The 20160-nt window shown below is 69.5% G+C and carries 18 protein-coding genes and 1 pseudogene; 7 read left to right on the top strand and 12 right to left on the bottom strand.

Going from position 1 to position 20160, the window contains the following annotated elements; all coding sequences use genetic code 11:
* Positions 1–106: 106 nt before the first annotated feature.
* The 9 genes from ACZ48Z_RS01145 to ACZ48Z_RS01105 form a co-directional block, all read right to left on the bottom strand.
* Positions 107–2122, bottom strand: coding sequence for a DNA recombination protein RecN (locus ACZ48Z_RS01145; protein WP_468733682.1), 2016 nt, complete (start codon positions 2120–2122; stop codon positions 107–109).
* Positions 2119–2697, bottom strand: a complete 579-nt coding sequence (locus ACZ48Z_RS01140; protein ID WP_468733681.1) for an ABC-three component system middle component 2 — start codon at positions 2695–2697, stop codon at positions 2119–2121. The genes ACZ48Z_RS01145 and ACZ48Z_RS01140 overlap by 4 nt, the downstream gene beginning before the upstream one ends.
* A 40-nt stretch (positions 2698–2737) precedes the next feature.
* The gene (locus ACZ48Z_RS01135; protein WP_468733680.1) at positions 2738–3718 is read right to left on the bottom strand and encodes a serine/threonine protein kinase; all 981 of its coding nucleotides are present in this window, start codon (positions 3716–3718) and stop codon (positions 2738–2740) included.
* A gap of 253 nt (positions 3719–3971) precedes the next feature.
* On the bottom strand, positions 3972–4358 hold the full coding sequence (locus tag ACZ48Z_RS01130) for a transposase (RefSeq protein WP_468733679.1): 387 nt from the start codon (positions 4356–4358) through the stop codon (positions 3972–3974).
* On the bottom strand, positions 4355–4666 hold the full coding sequence (locus ACZ48Z_RS01125; RefSeq protein WP_468733678.1) for a hypothetical protein: 312 nt from the start codon (positions 4664–4666) through the stop codon (positions 4355–4357). Before ACZ48Z_RS01125 ends, ACZ48Z_RS01130 begins: the two co-directional genes overlap by 4 nt.
* A 122-nt stretch (positions 4667–4788) precedes the next feature.
* Positions 4789–5628, bottom strand: a complete 840-nt coding sequence (locus ACZ48Z_RS01120) for a hypothetical protein (RefSeq protein WP_468733677.1) — start codon at positions 5626–5628, stop codon at positions 4789–4791.
* Positions 5625–6341: a ParA family protein gene (locus ACZ48Z_RS01115; RefSeq protein WP_468733676.1), complete on the bottom strand. Its 717-nt coding sequence runs from the start codon at positions 6339–6341 to the stop codon at positions 5625–5627. Before ACZ48Z_RS01115 ends, ACZ48Z_RS01120 begins: the two co-directional genes overlap by 4 nt.
* Before the next feature lie 189 nt (positions 6342–6530).
* Positions 6531–7103: a helix-turn-helix domain-containing protein gene (locus ACZ48Z_RS01110; protein WP_468733675.1), complete on the bottom strand. Its 573-nt coding sequence runs from the start codon at positions 7101–7103 to the stop codon at positions 6531–6533.
* A complete protein-coding gene (locus tag ACZ48Z_RS01105) occupies positions 7100–8605 on the bottom strand; it encodes a helix-turn-helix domain-containing protein (protein WP_468733674.1) in 1506 nt (501 codons plus the stop codon). The genes ACZ48Z_RS01110 and ACZ48Z_RS01105 overlap by 4 nt, the downstream gene beginning before the upstream one ends.
* Positions 8606–9004: 399 nt before the next feature.
* Between ACZ48Z_RS01105 and ACZ48Z_RS01100 the strand changes: the two are divergent.
* Positions 9005–10687, top strand: a pseudogene (locus tag ACZ48Z_RS01100) (alpha-L-arabinofuranosidase C-terminal domain-containing protein); the annotation flags it as partial.
* Here the strand turns inward: ACZ48Z_RS01100 and ACZ48Z_RS01095 are convergent.
* Positions 10674–11114, bottom strand: coding sequence for a carboxymuconolactone decarboxylase family protein (locus ACZ48Z_RS01095; RefSeq protein ID WP_468733673.1), 441 nt, complete (start codon positions 11112–11114; stop codon positions 10674–10676). The pseudogene ACZ48Z_RS01100 and the gene ACZ48Z_RS01095 overlap by 14 nt on opposite strands.
* Positions 11115–11315: 201 nt before the next feature.
* Between ACZ48Z_RS01095 and ACZ48Z_RS01090 the strand changes: the two genes are divergently transcribed.
* Positions 11316–13934 (top strand): YfhO family protein, encoded by a 2619-nt coding sequence (locus tag ACZ48Z_RS01090; protein WP_468733988.1) that lies wholly within the window; start codon positions 11316–11318, stop codon positions 13932–13934.
* A gap of 30 nt (positions 13935–13964) precedes the next feature.
* Here ACZ48Z_RS01090 and ACZ48Z_RS01085 read toward each other — a convergent pair whose 3' ends face one another.
* Together ACZ48Z_RS01085 and ACZ48Z_RS01080 are read right to left on the bottom strand one after the other, a co-directional pair.
* Complete coding sequence (locus tag ACZ48Z_RS01085) at positions 13965–14705, bottom strand: VOC family protein (RefSeq protein WP_468733672.1); 741 nt, start codon at positions 14703–14705, stop codon at positions 13965–13967.
* 61 nt (positions 14706–14766) lie between these two features.
* The gene (locus ACZ48Z_RS01080; protein WP_468733671.1) at positions 14767–15150 is read right to left on the bottom strand and encodes a hypothetical protein; all 384 of its coding nucleotides are present in this window, start codon (positions 15148–15150) and stop codon (positions 14767–14769) included.
* A 112-nt stretch (positions 15151–15262) separates the two neighbouring features.
* Here ACZ48Z_RS01080 and argC point away from each other — a divergent pair, with 112 nt between their 5' ends.
* From argC to ACZ48Z_RS01055, 5 genes are read left to right on the top strand one after another with little or no spacing between them, the layout of a single operon-like run.
* Positions 15263–16291 carry an N-acetyl-gamma-glutamyl-phosphate reductase gene (gene argC, locus ACZ48Z_RS01075; protein WP_468733670.1) on the top strand — a complete coding sequence of 343 codons (1029 nt, stop codon included), beginning with the start codon at positions 15263–15265 and terminating at the stop codon, positions 16289–16291.
* A complete protein-coding gene (gene argJ, locus ACZ48Z_RS01070) occupies positions 16288–17439 on the top strand; it encodes a bifunctional glutamate N-acetyltransferase/amino-acid acetyltransferase ArgJ (RefSeq protein WP_468733669.1) in 1152 nt (383 codons plus the stop codon). The genes argC and argJ overlap by 4 nt, the downstream gene beginning before the upstream one ends.
* A complete protein-coding gene (gene argB / locus ACZ48Z_RS01065; protein WP_468733668.1) occupies positions 17436–18344 on the top strand; it encodes an acetylglutamate kinase in 909 nt (302 codons plus the stop codon). The genes argJ and argB overlap by 4 nt, the downstream gene beginning before the upstream one ends.
* The gene (locus ACZ48Z_RS01060; protein WP_468733667.1) at positions 18341–19537 is read left to right on the top strand and encodes an acetylornithine transaminase; all 1197 of its coding nucleotides are present in this window, start codon (positions 18341–18343) and stop codon (positions 19535–19537) included. The genes argB and ACZ48Z_RS01060 overlap by 4 nt, the downstream gene beginning before the upstream one ends.
* A gap of 19 nt (positions 19538–19556) precedes the next feature.
* On the top strand, positions 19557–20102 hold the full coding sequence (locus tag ACZ48Z_RS01055; protein WP_468733666.1) for an arginine repressor: 546 nt from the start codon (positions 19557–19559) through the stop codon (positions 20100–20102).
* The last annotated feature ends 58 nt before the right edge of the window (positions 20103–20160 follow it).

Genomic DNA, 20160 nt, shown 5'->3' with positions numbered 1-20160 from the left:
GGCGTCGATCCCGGGTGCGCCTGGGCCGGGATCGGGTCGGTCCCAGGCGCACCTCCCGTACGGCTACCGATTCTGGACCCACCACACAAGGTCGGCAGTGAGGAGGTTATTCGGGGCCGCCTTCGTCTGTGGTGGTCTCGTCGTCGATCAGCCCGTAGGGGGGCCGGTCCTCGTTGCGGCTGTACCGGACCACCACGTTCTCTTCCACCAGCACGGGCGGACTGTTGTCGACGATGATCACCTGGGCACCGGCCCCCTGTTCAGCCAGCCAGCTGGTCAGGTGGCGGTAGAAGTCGTCGATGGCGATCGCGTCTGCGATTACCGCGTCCCGGGTGGCGCCGTGGCCCAAATTCTTCTGCGGGCTGTCGATCATGAGGAAGCCGGGGTGGGAGGCGGATGTTTCGACGGCCACTTCGAAGACGGCCAGCTGCCAGGCCAGGGTCAGGAGTGTTCGGGCGCCGGATGATGCCTCGCGATAGGAGTCGCCGCGTACGTGAGGAACCAGGTTCGTGTCGATCATCGGCTGGCTGAGTTTCGGGTAGCGCCACTGCCGCAGGAGGTCGCTGTACCGGCCGCTGATTCGGCCGACGACCAGGTCCCGGTCCTGTGCGGCATCTCCCAGCCGGTCGCGTTCCTCCCGCAGGCGTTCGATCTGTGCCTCCTGCCGCTCCACGAGCGCGGCGCGCTTCTCCAGGCCAGCCTGAAGCTTTGTCCCGTTCTCGGCGTGCTGGAGATGACGGAGGACTTCCTCGCGTCGGCGCTGGAGGTCGTCGCGAGCAGCGAGGAACGGGGTGACGGTGGGCGAAGTGGCTTCATCGACCGCAGCTGCGGCACGTTCTTCTTCGATGGCGGCTTCTTCTGCCTGGAGCTTCAACGTGGCGAGCGACCTGTCCAGATCCTCAACGTAGGCAGTGATCTCCTTCAATCGGGCCTTGGTGGCCCTGACCTCGGCCGCGACATTCAGCCGCCCTTCATCCGACGAGTGCTCGGTTGTGGCGGTGCCGAGCGTCAGGTGCCCGTCGCCGTGGGGCAGTTCGTGGCTGCACAGACTGCACGAGCCGTTCTCTGCAGACGGGGGAGCTGGCAGCCGGTTCAGGCACGCCGGGCATGTCGTGACGCTGAGGGGGTCGAACAGGCGATGTGCTTCGGCCAGCATATTGAGCTTGACGAGGTCGTCCGCGTACTGCGCCCGCAGCGGCATCATCCGGGTGAGTTGCGTCTCGCAGTCACGTACCACGCCGGCGGCTCGCCGGGCGCGCTGGGCAGCTTGCTGGTGCTCGCGGCGCAGGCGCCCGGCGAAGGTGGTGCCGGCTTGTGCTGCCTCGTCGAGGACCCCTAGCTGCTCGGTCAGCTCCCGCAGTTCGCCTTCGTATTGCTCAGCGATCAGCGCGCCGACCGCGGGAATGTCCTGCTCGTCGACGAACGCCCGTGCTGAGGCGAGTTCGGAGCGTGCATGGGTGAGTCGGGCCCCCAGTTCCTTGATGCGTTGCCCAAGCTCGACGGCACGGTCGTCGTGAACGCCGAAGACGACGTCGACCACCTGCTTCAGCTTGTGCTTCTTCATGTATTCGTTCTCGAACAGGAAGTTCTTGGAGGCGATGCGCTCGTTGGGAAGAAACGCGAGGTTCATGAGGTCGCGGATGCTCAGGGGGTCGGTCCGGGACTCACGGCTGGAGGGGGCCTCCCGCAGCTGGACGCCTTCGAGCTTGCAGTGCCCCAGCAGCAGAGCGGAGAGGCTCTCGGGCGCTCCCGCCGGCTCGATCGTCCTGCTCTCAGGCTTGGAGAGCGGCGGGCTGTCCAGCGTCCCCCGGCGTACGTAGGCGACCTTCGACGGCTCCCCGACGGGCCGCTCGATGACGTGCGGTTCGCCGGACAGCTCGACTTCCAGAAGGCAGGAACGAACCTTCCGCAGCACCTCGGGATGCCGTGGATGGCGCTTCCCACCGAGGCCGTAGGCGATGAACTCCAACACCGCGGTCTTGCCCGAGCTGAATGCCCCGGCCACCACGGACAGGCCCTGCACCCGCTGGTCGTGCGTGAAATCGACGTCGTAGTTCCGGCTGACGCCGACAAGGCGCAGGTGCCGGATCCGGATGCCAGGCAGAGGCTGCATGGTGGTCATCCCTCCCAGGGCATGGCAGGTGCCTGCGGTCCCGGACCCAGCACGCTCAGGAGCGCGGCACCGGGGCCGCCCTCTCCATCCGGCCGGAGCCACCGTGCGGTCTGCTCCCGCAGTGCCTTGTCGCTGAGCTTGCGGAGGCTACGCACGACGATGGACGCCGCAGTGGTGAACGACGCGGCGTAGGTGGCGGTGAAACGAGCCCCGAGTTCCCGGCCGCGGTTGCTGATCGAATAGGCGAAGGCGCCGTTGCTGTTGTGGACTTCGCAACACCCGTAGGCCACGAGCAGTCCAAGGTCGTGCTGGATGCGTTCGCGTCGGCTGGTGAAGCGCTGCGAGGAGGACGCGTACGAGAGCACCTGCGGATCGAACCCGGCCAGCCTGAGCATATTGCCCTCCCGGCCGTCGGAATCGACGACGAGGAAGGGATTCGCCGACAGGAAGTCGTAATAGCCGATGCGCTCCAGGCTCGCCCCCTTCGCGTCCTGTCCGGCGACAGCGTCGAGGAGCAGCAGCAGCTGCGCCAGCCGGAAGGTCACCTCGTCCTCCGGCATCATCACCGGCCGGTGTGCTTCCACAGCGAACCCCTCGTAGGTCTGACAGGACAGGCGATGGCGGTCAGCCGTTGGAGTGCTCGGCGGCGATCTGCCGCCAGTGTTTGACCCAGCCAGCCTTGCGGTTGTCCACGAGCCGGTGGACCAGCCCCCAGCTGTGCACCAGCTCCAGGCGGAGCGACTTCGGCAGTTTGTCGTGCTCGTTGCGTACATCCCGCCAGACACGGGGGTGGAGAACGCGAAGCGCGTCCTCGGCCACGCATTCGTTGAACTGCATCTCCCATAGACCGTGGAGCGTCGCATCGGCGGAGCTGAGCGCCGCCACCTCCGCCGGAACATCCTTGTGCGCGATCTCGCGAGCCACCAGGTCGGCATTGAAGAACTGCTTCTTGGCCGAGTCCAGCTCTACGTGGCCGGCCTCGGTCATCTGCCGAATGAACAAAGCGGAGCCAAGGGCGGCTGCCTTGTCGTCCTCAACGTCGAGTACCAGCCGAAGGTGCTCCACGGCTGCAGGTCCGGAGGCGGCCTGAGCGTACGTCTCGTAGAAGCCGCGACGCACGTCGTCGCCCTCGGGGCTAAGCAGCTTCTTCCGGAGGGCGGTCTCGTCCCAGAGTTGGATGACGAGGCTGTGCTCCTTCTCCCTCGCCTTCGTCCACGTGTCCCACCATGCGGTCATGGGGCCGTCCATGCTGGAGGGGATGCACAGAATCCAGCTGGCGATGGTGTGGCCGTTCTTGACGGCTGCCTTCAGCACGTTGTCGAGCGAGTCTTTGACCTGCTGCACGTGCTTCTTGGTGGTGACCGGCATGAAGTATTTGGACTGCCACACTGTGATCGCTCCGCCGAGGTTCCCGGCGAAGGCGTCGATACCCCAGTCGCCTGGGTTGGCAGCGATGGACCGTACGTTTGGGGCCGTCGCGGCGGCAAGCTGAGCGATCATCGTTTCGAAGTCGTCACGGGCTCCGCCGGGACTTCCCCCGCGGACTGCGTGCACGTCGAAGCTGATTGGCTGGACACCCGTCGGCACGGCTATCGAGTCAGACACAGCCCACCCCCCCCGCCGGTGGCTGCACACAGGATGTTCCCCGTGCGTCGCCCACCGTATCGGTGGAGCCTATCCAACGGCCATTAGTCTGATCAAGAAGTGGAACGCACCGGCATCTCAAATACTGTCTATCGCGCAGCACGGCAATCCCGCGAAACCTGCAGGCCACGGTCCAGGCGTGCAGGTCGTCTTGACGAGAGGGCCGCAGCCCTCTCGCGCTCTCCCGGACCCTCCGTCCGTAGTCGTGAAGTGGTCAAACGCCGCCGTTGCGTGCGGCAGCCGGACTGCGGCTGGCCCGTGCAGGCGTGTTCCGGTGATGTACGTCGTGACGCCAGTCCCAGCCATCCCGGCCGGGGCCGCCCCTCGGCGTACGGGCCGTCACCGGCCACCGGCGAAACAGGTCGCAGACCCGGCCCAACGGCCCGTACTTGATGGGCACATCCCGCCAGGGAACACCGGTCTGGACTCGCAACCGTATGCCGTCGATCAGCCGCCGAGGCCAAACGGCCGGCCGACGCGCAGGATGCCCGCGCACAGGAACAGCGCGACCAGCACGGCGCCACTGCTCGGCGGTCGGCTCTGCTGGGCGGGACCGAGGAGCGCTGTCTTCCAGCAGAAGCTGATAGTTCGTTGTGCTCACGTGGCGTCCGTGTTGGCGGCGTTGAGATCGGGCGGGTAGCCCTTGGCGCGAAGGAACGCGTCGAGTGCCAGCGCGACGATGTCTCCGTGCTGAATTCCGCGGTCCGCGTGGTAGCGCCGGATGCGTCGCTGAATTTGAAGGCCGTCGGGGACGGCGTAGTTGATTTGCCCCCGGCTGGTGTGGCGGGTGTTGATGATCTCCAGTGTGTCTGCGTGGGGGGCCAAGGGGTCGGCGGACGTGTCGGACTGCGCTTCGAGAGCGTCCGCTATGGCGCGCAGTTGATGAGCGTGGTGCGAGAGGTCGGGCACGGAGCACTCCGATGGGATCCACTAGGCGGCTAGCTAGCCGCCTAGTGGACTAGTGGAATAGTCGGGCGGACGGGTGGCCGCGAACGAGACGAGCGTTCGCGGCCACCTCGGTGGCGCGTGTCTCAGAAGCCGCGCGCGGTGAGCCAGTCGTCCAGCGCGACGGCGACGATGTCACCGATCGGCAGATGATCGAGCTCGTTGTCCAGCGCGAATCGCTTGATCCGTCTCTTCAGCTTCAACGCGGCGGGGACCGACGAGTCGAGGCTTTCGCGCGTGATCATGCGCTGGTTGAGAACGACAGCAGCCTCGGGAATGTCCTTCGGACGGCCCGAACCGTGCGCGTAGGGCGCTCCATTGCTGGCTTCCTGCGTGCGCGGTTCTTCTTCCTGGTGACCCGCAGGGCTGTCATCCCGCATGGGGAACGCCGTACCGGCTGCTGTAGCGGGATGCGTCGTGCGGACGGCCAGTTCGGCAGCCGGAGCCGTGCTGGGCGCCCGGGAAGTGATGGGAGACGGCCCCGGCTGGGAAGTGGAATCGGCCGACAGGGCGGCCTGATCGGCAGACGTTTCCGGCTGAACGGCTGGCGACTGCTCCACCGGTTCCCTGACGGAGCCCGTGCCCGCCTCGCGCTCTGCGGGGGTTAGAGCAGCCCGCACGCTCGGGGCAGCATCCTGCGCGGGCTCCCCTGGTACAGCCCCGGCACCGGGCTGGATGGAGGCCTCCGACACCTCGGGCACCGTCGCAGCGCGGGCCTGCACAGTTCCCTCGTCGGGAACGACGGAAGGTGCGGTCTGCGCGGCGGTATTGGATTCGCTCTGGGCGGTGGCCCGTTCGGCGGCGAACTGCTCGGGGGTGAGTTCGGCAGACGGGGGAGGCGGAGGAGGGGACGTCGTCGTCCTGGTTGCACCGAGGGTGCGACCGGTACGGCGGGGAGGCTTCGGCCTTTCGCTCTTGTCGGTCATGCCGCGCTCAGCTCCTTCATCAGCTCGGCGTATTCGCTCAGTTCGGTGGGGATCTCGCCGAAGGCCTCCATGTAGTGGACCCAGGCGTGGATGACGGTGTCGGCGAGGGGGAAGGGTTCGTCGCGGTCGGGGCCGATGCCTTCGCCCTCGCGAGGCTCCAGGAGGTTCTCGCGGGCGTTGCGGGGAAGAGCGGTGCGGTCGTCGGCCTTGACCATGACGACGTGGGCAGTGACGCCGTGCTCGTTGCGGGCGGCGGCGCGCTCGGCCTCGTCGAAGGTGGCGACGAGCTTGCGGCGTTCGATCTTGGTGGGGGCGACCGGCACGAGCAGCAGGTTCGCCTCGGTGACGGCCTCGTGGAACAACTTGGCGCTGCCGCCGCCGGCGTCGACCACGATCGCGCCGAACTCGGCGCGCTTGTCACGGATGTACTCGGCGATGTCCTCGAACGGATACCGCTCGACCACCAGGTTGGCGGGGATCTCGAAGCCGGCGGCCTGGGCGACCTTGAACCAGTCGTAGGCGGACTGGCTCGTCGCGTCGGCGTCCAGCAGCAGGGTGGGCAGGTCGAGGACGACGGCGTAGTAGAGGGCGATGAACCAGGCGGAGGTGGTCTTGCCGGTGCCGCCCTTGAGCATGCCGACGACGATGACGAACGCCTCCCAGACGCTCGCCGTGGCCGCGGCCAGGGTCTTGTGACGGGTGTTCTCGTTCACGTGTGCTTGATCTCCTCAACATTAATTGGAGTGTTGATCTTGGTCGGGCTGTCGACGGCGTCGACACGTTCTTCGGGCGTTGCCAAGCGGAGGGAGGGGCCCTCGGCACGCAGCTGTGGCTGGGATGGTGAGCGGGTGGGCACTTGAGGCGAACGGCTCCGCCGGGAGGATCCGCAAGAGGGCGGGGGTTCATGACCGCCTCTGCGTACGGCGAGCGGGTCCGTGGCGGTGCTTGGCCCGCATGCGAGTGCCCGCCTGGTGCAGGAGCCGGTAGACCGTGCCGACGGAGTACCTGCACTCCTTAGCGAGTTCCGGAACCGTGGCCCCCGCCTCGTACTTCGCCCGCAACGACTGCGCGAGCTTCTGCCGCTCGGCGGCCCGCGCTGCGAAGCGGATCTGCAGCGTCTGCTGCGTCGTGCGCACGGTGCCGCCGGCCTCGACGAGCAGGCCTCGCGCGACGGTCCTCGTCTCTCCCGCGGCTGAGGCGAGTTCGGTGAGGGTCGCGCCGTGCTGCTCGTAGAGGGTGCGCAGATGGTCGGCGAGTCGTTGGCGCGCTTCGGGGTCCGCGCGCATGCGGCGGGTCTGCCACGAGGTGCGCATCACGGTCCCGGCCTCGTGCAGCCGGTTGAGGAGCGTGCCGTACGACAGGCCGCTGACAGCCATGAGTTCCTGGACCGTGGTACCGGCTTCATACCGTTCACGCAGAGACTGAAGAGCCGGTATTTCATCGTCGGCGGGTGTGCTCGGGGGGTGTGGGTTCATGCTGCGGAGTTCCATTCGCTGAGGGCTTCGGCATGGGCGGCGGCCAGTTCGTCGTAACTGCGCTGGTCGGCAGGGGTGATGAGGATCAGCCGGCCGTCCGTGGCGATGCGCCAGTCGGCGGCAGGCCGGCCGGTGGCCGGGTCGAGGACGCGTCCGCCCGTGCTCTGCCACGTGGATGGGATCTCATCGGGCCGGGGTGCCGGGACCAGGACCTGGCGCCCGTCGCGGACGATCACCACAGCTTTGCTGCGGTGCTCCGCGAGGCGGTCCAGTGCCTCCCGGTAGGCCGCTCGCTCGGCTGCATGCAGCGTCCTGCGTCGGACCGCGGTACCCGCCGTGCCGTAGAACCGGGCGATGCCCTCCCACCCCAGTGCTGGACGTGTGCCTGGTTGCGAAGCGGCATCCAGAGGGCTGAGACCGAAGCCCTCCACGGCGCGCGGGGCGAGCGTCCAGGTCTCGCCGTCGTGGTGGACGAGACCGTGGTCGGCCAGGCGCCGCAAGGTCCGGTAGGCAGTGGCCCGGGACACCGAGGCCGTAGAGACAAGATCGCTGACCGTCTGGGCAGGCTGGACGTGCAGTGCCCCGATGACCATGAGGGCGGAGCTGCCGAGACCGTGGCGGGCGAAGGCGTCGTGGCCCATCAGGCGGGCGACGACGGTGGAGTCGATGTCGGCCGTCATGCCTGTCTCAGGGGTGGTCCACTCCTCAAGTGCCAGGTCGGGGGGGTACTGAGTGGTCCGGGAACGAGACAGTGAAGCGCGGGCACGAGGGTTACCCGTGCCGGCGTGGTCGAGGTACCAGGTGGAGCCTTCCCGGCTGTGACCGACCCGCAGACGACGCAGCCAGCCTTCTGGTTTGAGGACCGTCTCGTAGACCGCGCGCAGCGTCGTCCGGGAGATCCCTGCTTCCTCCGCGGTCTGCCGCTCGCTGGCGTGGTGCAGCGGGCCGCCGGCGGTCTCGGCGAAGCTCAGATGGGCCCGCAGCACCCGCAGTGCGGTCCGTCCTCGCTCGCCGCGCCAGGGCGTGGTCTCGATGCGATCCCGCAGCGCGGCGAGGACCTCGTAGGCGTGGTGACGCGACTCCAGCACGCGCGTTCCAGTGACCACGGCCGAGGCGCTGGCCCACACCCGGCGGATGTAGTCCAGGGCGCGTGCCTGCCCCGAACGCAGCGCGATGTGCTGAGCATGTCGGCCACCGTCGTGGTCGGGGTGCAGCAACAGCCGGGTCAGCTCGTCGATGGTGCCGCCGGACCGGGCGACATGGCAGGCGATGGCCGCCGTGATGCGGTGCCCGTGCCCGGCCGCACCCTCCCGGTCCTGACGCGCGACCACGGTGCGGCCGTCGGAGCCGAGTCTGCTGTAACTGCCGGTCGCGTAGCGGCCGGTGAGATCCCCGAGAAGGACGAGGTCGGCCGCAGCCGGGCGAAGCCGGTGAAGGCCCAGGCGGTCGAGCGGTTCAGTTGTCTGCCGGTGTGGTTGTGCCTGATGACTGTGTTGGGGCACGGTGAGGTCGTCTCGCAAAGACGAGGGTGCCACCCAGGCCCGCTAAAACCACGGGTGGTACCCGGAACCGACCTCCGACCGGTGCCAGCGATGCCTCCAGGACTGCCGTCCTGGAGGCATTCGTATGCCTGGCTCCGTTCAGGAGGCAGGCGTCCCCATCGCAACTCGACCAAGGCGGGAGCAGAGAGCCGTCGAGGTTGCCGCTCCTGATCGATCTCCGTCAACTCGGGTCTCCCGGAGGCGAGTTGTAGAGGGATCGCCTCTGACTGCCTCCGAGCGACCCGGGTCGAACCGGGGTCGAATCAGAGCGTTTCCCTCTGACTGCCTCCGATCGCCTCTGCAACCCGTCCTAGCAGGTCACAGCCGTTTCAGCCTCCGTAAGCCCAGGTCAGAAGGGTGCGGCAGGATTACCAGTGGAAGGACACCGTCGGCCCGGTCGAGCAGCGCGCCACCAACTCCAACGTCTGGGGGTACAACCAGAGTTACGGCCTCGGCTACTACGAGTACTTCCGCCTCTCCGAGGACATCGGCGCCATGCCGCTGCCCGTCGTCCCCGCCCTGGTCACCGGCTGCGGCCAGAACCAGGCCGTCGCCGACGAGGCACTGCTCAAGCGGCACATCCAGGACACCCTCGACCTCATCGAGTTCGCCAACGCACCGGCGAGCTCCACGTGGGGCAAGGTGCGCGCCCGGATGGGGCACCCCAAGCCGTTCAACCTCACGCACATCGAGGTCGGCAACGAGGAGAACCTGCCGAACGAGTTCTTCGCCCGGTTCAAGGAGTTCCGCGCCGCCATCCAGGCGAAGCACCCGGACGTCCAGGTGATCTCCAACTCCGGTCCTGACGACTCCGGTTCGACCTTCGACACGGCCTGGCAGCTCAACAAGGACGCCAAGGTCGACATGGTCGACGAGCACTACTACAACAGCCCGCAGTGGTTCCTTCAGAACAACGACCGCTACGACTCCTACGACCGCAGTGGCCCGAAGGTCTTCCTCGGCGAGTACGCGTCCCAGGGCAACACCTTCAAGAACGGCCTCACCGAGGCCGCGTTCATGACCGGCCTGGAACGCAACGCCGACGTCGTCAAACTCGCCTCCTACGCACCGCTGTTCGCCAACGAGGACTACGTCCAGTGGCGCCCGGACCTGGTCTGGTTCAACAACCACGCCTCCTGGAACTCCGCCAACTACGAGGTCCAGAAGCTGTTCATGAACAACGTCGGCGACCGCGTGGTGCCCTCCACCGCCACCGGCACGCCCTCGCTGCTCGCCCCGATCAGCGGCGCCGTCGGCCTGTCGACCTGGGCGACCACGGCGGCCTACGACGATGTGAAGGTCACCGGCGCCGACGGGACCGCGCTGCTCACCGACGACTTCAGCGGTGACGCCGGGCGGTGGACCCACACCGGCGGCGGCAGCTGGAGCGTCCAGGACGGGCAGTACGTGCAGAGCGACGTGAACGCCGAGAACACCATGGTCTCGGCCGGCGACCCGAGCTGGCACGACTACGACCTCCATGTGAAGGCCACCAAGAAGTCCGGCAAGGAGGGCTTCCTCGTCGCCTTCGGCGTCAAGGACACCGGCAACTACTACTGGTGGAACCTCGGCGGCTGGAACAACACCCAGTCCGCCGTCGAACAGGCCGTGGACGGCGGCAAGTCGACGCTCATCTCCAAGGCCGGATCGGTCGAGACGGGCCGCGCCTACGACGTGGACGTCAAGGTGCGGGGCCGCCAGGTGACCCTCTACCTCGACGGACAGGAGTGGGGCAGCTTCACCGACGACAAGCCGGCCGAGCCGTTCCGCCAGGTCGCCACCAGGGACCAGAAGACCGGTGACCTGATCGTCAAGGTCGTCAACGCCCAGGACGCGGCGGCCCGTACGGCGATCGACCTGGGCCGTGCCAAGGTCGCGTCCCGAGCCCGGGTGACCACCCTGGCGGCCGCGCCGGACGCCGTGAACAGCGAGACGTCGACCGCGGTCGCCCCGGTGACGTCCACCTTCGACGGGGTCGCCGGGAAGTTCTCGTACACCTTCCCGGCGAACTCGGTCACCTTCCTCAGGATCAGGCAGAGGTAGCCGGTCCGTCCGCCGTGGGGTGCTGTCCGACGGGCAGCAGCCCACGCTCGGCGAGGACCTTCTTCGCCACCGCCATCGCGTTGAGGGCCCTCGGGAAACCGCAGTAACCGGCCGACTGCAGCAGCGCCTCCACGATCTGCTCGGGGGTAAGACCCACGTTCAGCGCCGTGTGGATGTGCACCTCCAGCTGGGCCTCGCAGCCGCCGAGCGCGGTGAGCATGCCCAGCGTGACCAGCTGGCGGTCACGGGGTACGAGCTGTGGCCGGGAGTAGATCTCGCCGAACCCCCAGGCGACGATTTGGTGGCCCATCTCCGGGCTGATGTCGGCGAGCGAGTCCAGAATCCGCTGCCCGACCTCGGGGTTGACGCTCCCCAGCATCTCCAGGCCTCGCTCGAAACGCTCCTCGCGGGTGGTGCTCTCGCTCATGTCGACTCCTCCGTCGTAGGTCGCGCGGCCGGGTGCGTCCCCCTGTGCCGGAGTTGGCTTCCGGGTCGCGCGGAATTCACTTCACGGCCATCGCTGGTGGCACAACCAACCGTATTCACCCCCCGTCTAAACCGTCGCAGCAACAACGCACGGGGTGAAAGCCCCGGACGGGGGCCTGAATTGACCACCAGTGACCAGGGCGTGCGACCGACCGTCCCGTCCGGACCGAGGACCGCGGACGACGTCGTCGGCGACCGCCCGCACCCACCCGCACCGCGACCGGCGCGTGAACCGGCGCGGGCTGCCCTGTTCGCGGCGGCGATCACCGTCGTCGTGCTCTGCGCGGCCGACGCCGTCGCCCGCAGCCGGCCCTTCGGCCCACGCACGCGGAACGTCAACGACCTGGGCAACCAGTACGTGCCGTTCCACGCCCACCTGTGGGACCTGCTGCACGGGCGGGCCACCGGCGGGCTCCTCGTCAACTGGCAGTCGGGATTCGGCACCAGCTTCCTGCCCGACCTCGGCACCTACCTCACCAGCCCGTTCGCCCCGCTGGTGGCGGTGTTCCCGAGGGCCGAGATCGACCTCGCGGTGTACGTCATCACCGTGCTGAAGATCGCGTGCGCCGGGGCCGCCATGGCCTGCCTGCTGCTGCGGCTGCGCCCCGGGCGCTGGTGGGCGGCCGGCCTGCTCGGCGCGTCCTACGCCCTGTGCGGATGGACGGTGGCGACCGCCTCGTACAACCTCATGTGGCTCGACGGGCTGATCGCCCTGCCACTGCTGTGCCTGGTCGGCGAGTGGATCCTGGACGGCCGACGCCCTCTCGTCGGGGTGCTGGTCGTGACGGCCGTCTGGGTCGCCAACTTCTACACCGCGTACATGGCCACCCTCGCGGCCGCTCTCGTGTTCCTGCTGCGGCTGTGGCTCGCCGGCCTCCCGCGCCGCCGCGGGCTCACCGCGGCGGGCCGCGCCGTCCTGACCTTCGCGCTCGGCATGGGCCTGGCCGCACCCGTGGTGACGGTCGTGTACTTCGGCAGCGCGCACGCCTCCGTGGGCAGGTTCACGCACTTCGCTCCGGTGGGCACGACGGACCTGCTGGCCCGGCTGCTGCCGACGACGTACAGCTTCGGCTCCCCGGCGCTTTACGTCGGCACCACGGCCCTGCTGCTCGCCCTCGCCCTGCCCTTCCACAGGGCGGCTCCCCGCAGGGTGCGCGCCGGGTGGACACTGCTGGTGGTCGTCGTGACCGCGTCGATGCAGTGGGGCCCGACCCACCTGCTCTGGCACGCCTTCGCCGAGCCGCAGGGCAGTTCGTACCGCCAGGCCTTCGTGGTGTGCGCGCTGCTGGTGATCGCCGCCTGGCACACGCTCTCCTACGGCCCCCTCGACCGGCGGGCCCTGGGCGCGGCCGCCGTCCTGCTCACCCTGATCGCGCTCGTCGCGAGCGGCAGCCAGCTGGTCCGTTCCTTCGCCTGGCCGGTGTTCCTCCTGGCCGCCGCGGGCGCGCTGCTCGGGCTGCTCCTGCTCGGCCGTGACCGCCCGGTGCTGCGCATGGCACCGGCTGCGCTCGCCGCCGTACTGCTCGTCGGAGCGCAGCTCGGTGAGGCCACCGCCACCTCGGCCGTGGCCACCCGGATGCGGTTCGGGCACATGGACGACTACGCCCCCTGGGGCGACCGGCAGCAGCAACAGGCGGACGCGGTCGCGCGGGCCGACGGCTGGCCCCGCTACCGGACCGACCCGGGCCGGGAACCGACCGTCGGCAACGACCCGTTGGAGGTCGGCGGGCAGGGCGCCCAGTACTACAGCAGCCACACCTCCGCCGTGCTCAGCAGTACGCTCACCGCCCTCGGCGGCGGCTGGACCTCCGGGGGCCGCAGCCTGCAGAGCCTGGACAACGCGGTGACGGACGTGATCTTCTCCGTCGGCGCCCGGGTGCACTCCCCGCCCGACCCGCACCAGAACTGGTTCCCCCAGGACGGCAGCGGGGTGACCGTGACGAGGGAGGCCGTCCCGCCCCTGGTGACGGTACGGCCGTCCGCCGCAGGCCCCGCGTTCGGGCCGTCGCCCTACCGCAACCAGGAGCTCCTGCTGGGCTCCCGCGTCTACACCGTGCCCCGCCTCACGGTCCGCAACAGCGCCGGGAGGCGACCGGACCGCAGCACCGACCAGCGGCAGGGTGTGCGCATCGGCCGAAAGGCGACGATCGCCGCGCAGTGTCGGGCGGGGAGCGAGATCTACCTCTGGGCACCGCATTTCGCGGGCACCGCCCGGCTCACGGGCCCCTCCGCCCATGGCCTGACCGGGCGGTTCCGGGCCGACTGGCGGCCCCTCACCAAGATCGCCGCCATGCAGCGTCTCGGTACGGTCCCGGATTCCGGGCGGCTGACCATCGAGCTGGCGCCGAGCCGCCTGGGGGTCGTCCCGGACGATGCCGTCGGATGTCTGGACACCGGGCGACTGCGCGCCGCCGCACGACAGCTCACGGCCACCGGAGCCACCGAGGTGACCGTCTCCGGCTCCGGCGGCACGGTCCGGGCCGAGCTCCCGGCGGGCAGCCGAGGGATCGCCGTCCTGGCGGCGCCCCGGATCGCGGGCTGGCGCTGCGCCGCGGGCGACGGTCCCGCCGTCCGTGCGGGGGAGTACCACGGGCTGATCGCCGTACCGCTGGCCGGGGAGCCGGGGACTGTCACCTGCACCTTCCACCCGCCGGGTCTCCGGCTGGGCACGGCCGTCGGTGCCGGCTCACTCGCCTCTCTCGTCGCGCTCGGCGTCTTCAGCGCCGTCCGCCGCCGACGGGAGGCGGAACGGACAGGGTGACGTGGTCCCCCGGTCGGTCCGGGCTGCGGGTCAGGACGGGGCGAGGACGCAGAACTCGTGGCCCTCCGGGTCGGCCAGGCAGGTCCACGGGACGTCGCCCTGGCCGACGTCGAGGTCGGTGGCGCCGAGGGCCCGCAGCCGGGCCACCTCCGCCGCCTTGTCGTCACCGGGGTACGGCAGCAGGTCGAGATGGACGCGGTCCGGCCCGGTCTGCTCGCCGGGCGTGCGGAGGAACTCCAGATACGGGCCGCCGCCCCCGGCGGAGCGCAGCACCGCCTGGTCGTCGGTCACCTCGTGCAGGGTCCAGTCGGTCGCCGTGCCCCAGAACCGGCCCATGGCACGCGGATCGGCGCAGTCGACCACCACCGCGGCGACCGGCCCGGTGTCCCGGTAGACCTCCCGGGGCTCCAGCACACAGAACTCGTTGCCCTCGGGGTCGGCGAGGACCGTCCACGGGACGTCACCCTGGCCCACGTGGGCGGGCGTCGCGCCGAGGGCCTCCAGACGCGCGACCAGCTCGGCCTGATGGGCCCGGGAGGTGGTGGCGAGGTCGAGGTGCACACGGTTCTTCGGCGTCGTCCGGGGCTCCGGAACGGGGACGACGTCGATGCCGAGGGCGACCGGGTCCGGCCAGACGAGAGTGCTGCCGGGGCCGACGTAGGTGGTCGCACCGGGGCTGTGAGCGGTCCAGCCGAGCGCCTGCGCCCAGAACCGGCCGACCGCCGGGGCATCGAGAGCCTTGATGTTCACCATCACCGGTCGCAAGGGCATGGCGGCGATTCTAAAGCGCCGAGTCCTCCGGCCGGCGGCGGAACCCGGCCGGCCCGGGGAATCAGGGCGTGGCCGCGCGGAAAAGGGTCAGGAGTGCCTGAGCCGACCGAGTGTCCGCGTCGAAGAACTGCGTGGTCAGCGAGGGCGGGACGGCTGTTCCGTGCATGCGGATCTCGTGGCAGCTGAAGCAGAACGCCGCCTCGAAGAGAGGCAGATCGAGGGAGTCGTCGTAGGCGCGAATGCTCCAGCCCGGGGAGAAGCCGCAGCGGTGCTGCGCACTGCCGGGCAGGGCTCCGATCAGTGTCAGGGCGTCGGCCGCCTCGTCCCCGGCCCAGTGGGCGACCGCCCTGCCGGGGTACGGGGCGCCCGGTGCGACCGGGAGGGCGGAGATCCGTACGACCTCGATCAGCGAGGTGGTGGCCATGGCTTCGGCGGGGAGTTGCACACGAACAGTTTCCCCGCCGCGAGCGGCACACCCGCGCACCCGTTCCCCGCCCCCTGTTCTTGCATAAACGTGCATGCGTACGTATAGTCATGCCGTCCAGGAGGAGGATGACATGGCGGTACGTGCGGCAGTGGCCGGAGCGAGTGGATATGCGGGCGGTGAGGCCCTGCGGCTGCTCCTGGCGCACCCCGAGGTCGAGATCGGCGCCCTGACCGGCAACTCCAACGCCGGACAGCGGCTCGGTGCGCTCCAGCCCCATCTGCTGCCGCTGGCCGACCGGATCCTTCAGGAGACCACGGCCGACGTCCTCGCCGGACACGACGTCGTCTTCCTCGCCCTTCCCCACGGGCAGTCCGCCGCCGTCGCCGAGCAGCTCGGCCCGGACGTCCTCGTCGTCGACATGGGCGCCGACTTCCGGCTGAAGGACGCTGCCGACTGGGAGAGGTTCTACGGCTCCGCGCACGCCGGCACCTGGCCGTACGGCCTTCCTGAACTGCCGGGTGCCCGCGCCGTGCTGGAGGGGTCCAAGCGCATCGCGGTGCCCGGCTGCTACCCGACCGCCGTCTCCCTCGCCCTCTTCCCGGCGTACGCCGCGGGCCTCGCCGAGCACGAGGCCGTGATCGTCGCCGCCTCCGGCACCTCCGGCGCGGGCAAGGCCCTCAAGCCCAACCTGCTGGGCAGCGAGGTCATGGGCTCCATGTCGCCGTACGGCGTCGGCGGGGGCCACCGGCACACGCCCGAGATGATCCAGAACCTCAGCGCGGCGGCCGGTTCGAGGGTGAGCGTCTCCTTCACCCCGACCCTCGCGCCGATGTCCCGCGGCATCCTCGCCACCTGCTCCGCGCAGGCCAGGGCGGGCGTCACCGCCGAGTCCGTCCGCACCGCCTACGAGAAGGCCTTCGCCGACGAGCCCTTCGTCCACCTGCTCCCCGAGGGCCAGTGGCCCGCCACGGCGTCCGTCCAGGGTTCGAACGGCGTTCAGGTGCAGGTCGCCCTCGACGAGTCCGTGGGCCGCATCATCGCGATCAGCGCCATCGACAACCTGACCAAGGGCACTGCGGGCGGTGCCGTCCAGAGCATGAACATCGCCCTCGGATTCCCCGAGGAGCTGGGTCTTTCCACGATCGGAGTCGCACCGTGAGCGTCACGGCAGCCAAGGGATTCCAGGCGGCGGGCATCGCCGCCGGAATCAAGGAGAACGGCAACCCGGACCTGGCCCTCGTGGTCAACACCGGGCCCCGTCGCGCCGCCGCCGGCGTCTTCACCTCCAACCGCGTGAAGGCCGCGCCGGTGCTGTGGTCCGAGCAGGTCCTCAAGGCCGGCCGGCTGTCGGCGGTCGTCCTCAACTCCGGTGGCGCCAACGCCTGTACGGGACCGAAGGGCTTCCAGGACACGCACGCCACCGCCGAGAAGGTCGCCGAGGTACTGGAGATCGGCGCGGGCGAGGTCGCCGTCGCCTCCACCGGGCTCATCGGCCTCCTGCTCCCGATGGACAAGCTCCTGCCCGGAGTCGAGGCCGTCGCGGCCCAACTGTCCGAGCACGGCGGTGAGAAGGCCGCCATCGCCATCAAGACCACCGACACCGTCCACAAGACGTCCGTCGTCACCAAGGACGGCTGGACCGTGGGCGGCATGGCCAAGGGCGCGGGCATGCTCGCCCCCGGCCTCGCCACCATGCTGGTCGTCCTGACCACCGACGCGGACCTGGAGAGCGACGTCCTGGACAGCGCCCTGCGGGCCGCGACCCGGACCACCTTCGACCGCGTCGACTCCGACGGCTGCATGTCCACCAACGACACCGTGCTGCTGCTCGCCTCCGGCGCCTCCGAAGTCACCCCGGAACACGGGGAGTTCGCGGAGGCCGTACGGCAGGTCTGCGACGACCTCGGCCAGCAGCTGATCCGGGACGCCGAGGGCGCCAGCAAGGACATCAAGGTCGAGGTCGTGAACGCCGCGAGCGAGGACGACGCCGTCGAGGTGGGCCGCTCCATCGCCCGCAACAACCTCCTCAAGTGCGCGATCCACGGCGAGGACCCCAACTGGGGCCGCGTGCTCTCCGCGATCGGCACCACGAAGGCCGCCTTCGAGCCGGACCAGTTGAACGTCGCCATCAACGGCGTCTGGGTCTGCAAGAACGGCGGCGTCGGCGAGGACCGCGACGAGGTCGACATGCGCTACCGCGAGGTGCACATCGTCGCCGACCTCGCGGCCGGCTCCGAGACCGCCACCATCTGGACCAACGACCTCACCGCCGACTACGTCCACGAGAACAGCGCGTACTCGTCATGAGCACCACGCGAAAGCACACCGCGCTCCCCAAGGCCCAGATCCTCATCGAGGCACTGCCCTGGCTGGTCCGGCACAACGGCAAGACCGTCGTCATCAAGTTCGGCGGCAACGCCATGATCGACGAGGACCTGAAGGCCGCGTTCGCCCAGGACGTCGTCTTCCTGCACCACGCCGGCATCAAGCCGGTCGTCGTGCACGGCGGCGGCCCGCAGATCAGCGCCGCCCTCGACAAGCACGGCATCGTCAGCGAGTTCAAGGCCGGCCTGCGCGTCACCACCGAGGACGCCATGGACGTCGTACGCATGGTGCTCGCCGGGCAGGTCCAGCGCGAGCTGGTCGGACTGCTCAACCAACACGGGCCGCTCGCCATCGGGTTGACCGGCGAGGACGCGCACACCATCACCGCCACCAAGCACCAGCCCGAGATCGACGGCGAGTTGGTCGACATCGGGCGGGTGGGCGAGATCACCGCGATCGACACGGGCGCGATCGAGGCACTGCTCGCCGACGGCCGCATCCCGGTCGTCTCATCGATCGCCCGGAGCCAGGACGACGGACATGTCTACAACGTCAATGCTGATACGGCGGCTGCGGCACTCGCTGCTGCTCTTGACGCCGAAACCCTCATGGTCCTCACGGACGTCGAGGGCCTCTACGAGGACTGGCCCAACAGCGACGAGGTGATCAGCCGCCTCACCGCATCCCAACTGGAGAAGCTGCTGCCGGAGTTGAGCTCCGGCATGGTCCCGAAGATGGAGGGCTGTCTGCACGCCGTGCGCAACGGTGTGAACACCGCCCGCGTCATCGACGGCCGGGTCCAGCACTCGATCCTGCTGGAGATCTTCACCGACGAAGGAATCGGCACGATGGTCGTGCCGGACGCGCAAGAGGGGGATGCCGTATGACCGACAATCAGGAGCTCACCCAGCGCTGGCAGGGCGCGCTCATGAACAACTACGGCACCCCGCGGCTCCCTCTCGTCCGCGGTGCGGGCCTCAAGGTCTGGGACAGCGAGGGAAAGCAGTACCTCGACTTCGTCGGCGGCATCGCCACCAACGCGCTCGGCCACGCCCACCCGGCGATCGTCGAGGCCGTCGGCAAGCAGATCGCCTCCCTCGGTCACATCTCCAACTTCTTCATGGCCGAGCCGACCGTCACGCTCGCCGAACGACTGCTCCAGCTCTTCGGCCGGGAGGGCAGGGTCTTCTTCTGCAACTCCGGAGCCGAGGCCAACGAGGCCGCCTTCAAGATCGGCCGGCTCACCGGACGCACCCACATGGTCGCCACCGAGGGCGGCTTCCACGGCCGGACCATGGGCGCCCTCGCGCTCACCGGCCAGCCCGCCAAGCAGACCCCCTTCCTGCCGCTGCCCGGTGACGTCACGCACGTGCCATACGGCGACGCGCAGGCGCTGGACGCCGCCGTCACCGAGGACACCGCGCTCGTCGTCATCGAGCCGGTCCAGGGCGAGAACGGCGTGGTGATGCCCCCGGCCGGCTATCTGAAGGCGGCCCGGGCGATCACGGCGGCCAAGGGCGCGCTGCTGGTCCTCGACGAGGTGCAGACCGGGATCGGCCGCACCGGGCACTGGTTCGAGTACCAGGCCCACGAGGGTGTCCTGCCGGACATCGTCACCCTCGCCAAGCAGCTCGGCGGCGGACTGCCGCTCGGCGCGACCGTCGCCTTCGGACGAGCCGCGGAACTGCTCCAGCCGGGACACCACGGGACGACCTTCGGGGGGAACCCGGTCGCGTGCGCCGCCGGTCTCGCCGTCCTGGACACCATCGCGAACGACGGGTTGCTGGAGAACGTCAAGCAGCAGAGCGAGAGGCTGCGGGACGGGATCGAGTCACTCGGACACCCGCTGATCGACCGTGTCCGGGGCGCGGGGCTCCTCCTGGGTATCGTGCTCACCGAGCCGCTGGCGCCCCAGGTGCAACAGGCGGCTCAGGACGCCGGCTTCCTGGTGAACGCGCCCGCCCCCGATGTCGTACGGCTGATGCCGCCGCTGAACCTCGGCGACGACGAGGTGGAAGCGCTTCTCCAGGCGCTGCCCGGCATCCTCGACGGGGCCGACGGGGCCAACGGGGCCGGATGATCCGGGGAATGGGACGACGATGAGTCATGCGCAGGATCACGAGCAGAACGGGGCCACCGGGCCTGCCGTGCCGCAGACGCGTACCGCGCGCCACCGCCGGATCGTGGACATCCTCAACCGGCAACCGGTGCGGTCGCAGAGCCAGTTGGCGAAGCTGCTGTCCGACGACGGGCTGAGCGTCACGCAGGCGACGCTCTCCCGGGACCTCGACGAGCTCAACGCGGTGAAGATCCGCAACAACGACGGCGACCTGATCTACGCGGTGCCGAGCGAAGGGGGTTTCCGGACCCCCCGTGTTCCGCTGGGGGAGTCGGCGAAGGAGGAGCGGATGCGGCGGCTGTCGCAGGAGCTGCTGATCTCCGCGGAGGCTTCGGCGAACCTCGTGGTGCTGCGCACTCCTCCGGGGGCCGCGCAGTTCCTGGCGTCGGCGATCGACCAAGCCGAGTTGCAGGACATCCTCGGGACCATCGCCGGTGACGACACGTTGATGCTGATCAGCCGGAACCCCACGGGGGGTCAGGCGCTCGCTGAGCATTTGTTGCGGTTGGCGCAGAACGGTCACTAGGGGTAGTCGGTCGGGCGCGGGTCTGTGGGGGCTTGTCGCGCCCACGCGGCGGAGCCGC

The sequence above is a fragment of the Streptomyces sp. NPDC031225 genome, assembly GCF_055570355.1.
This window is presented reverse-complemented; position numbering and strand designations above follow the sequence as displayed.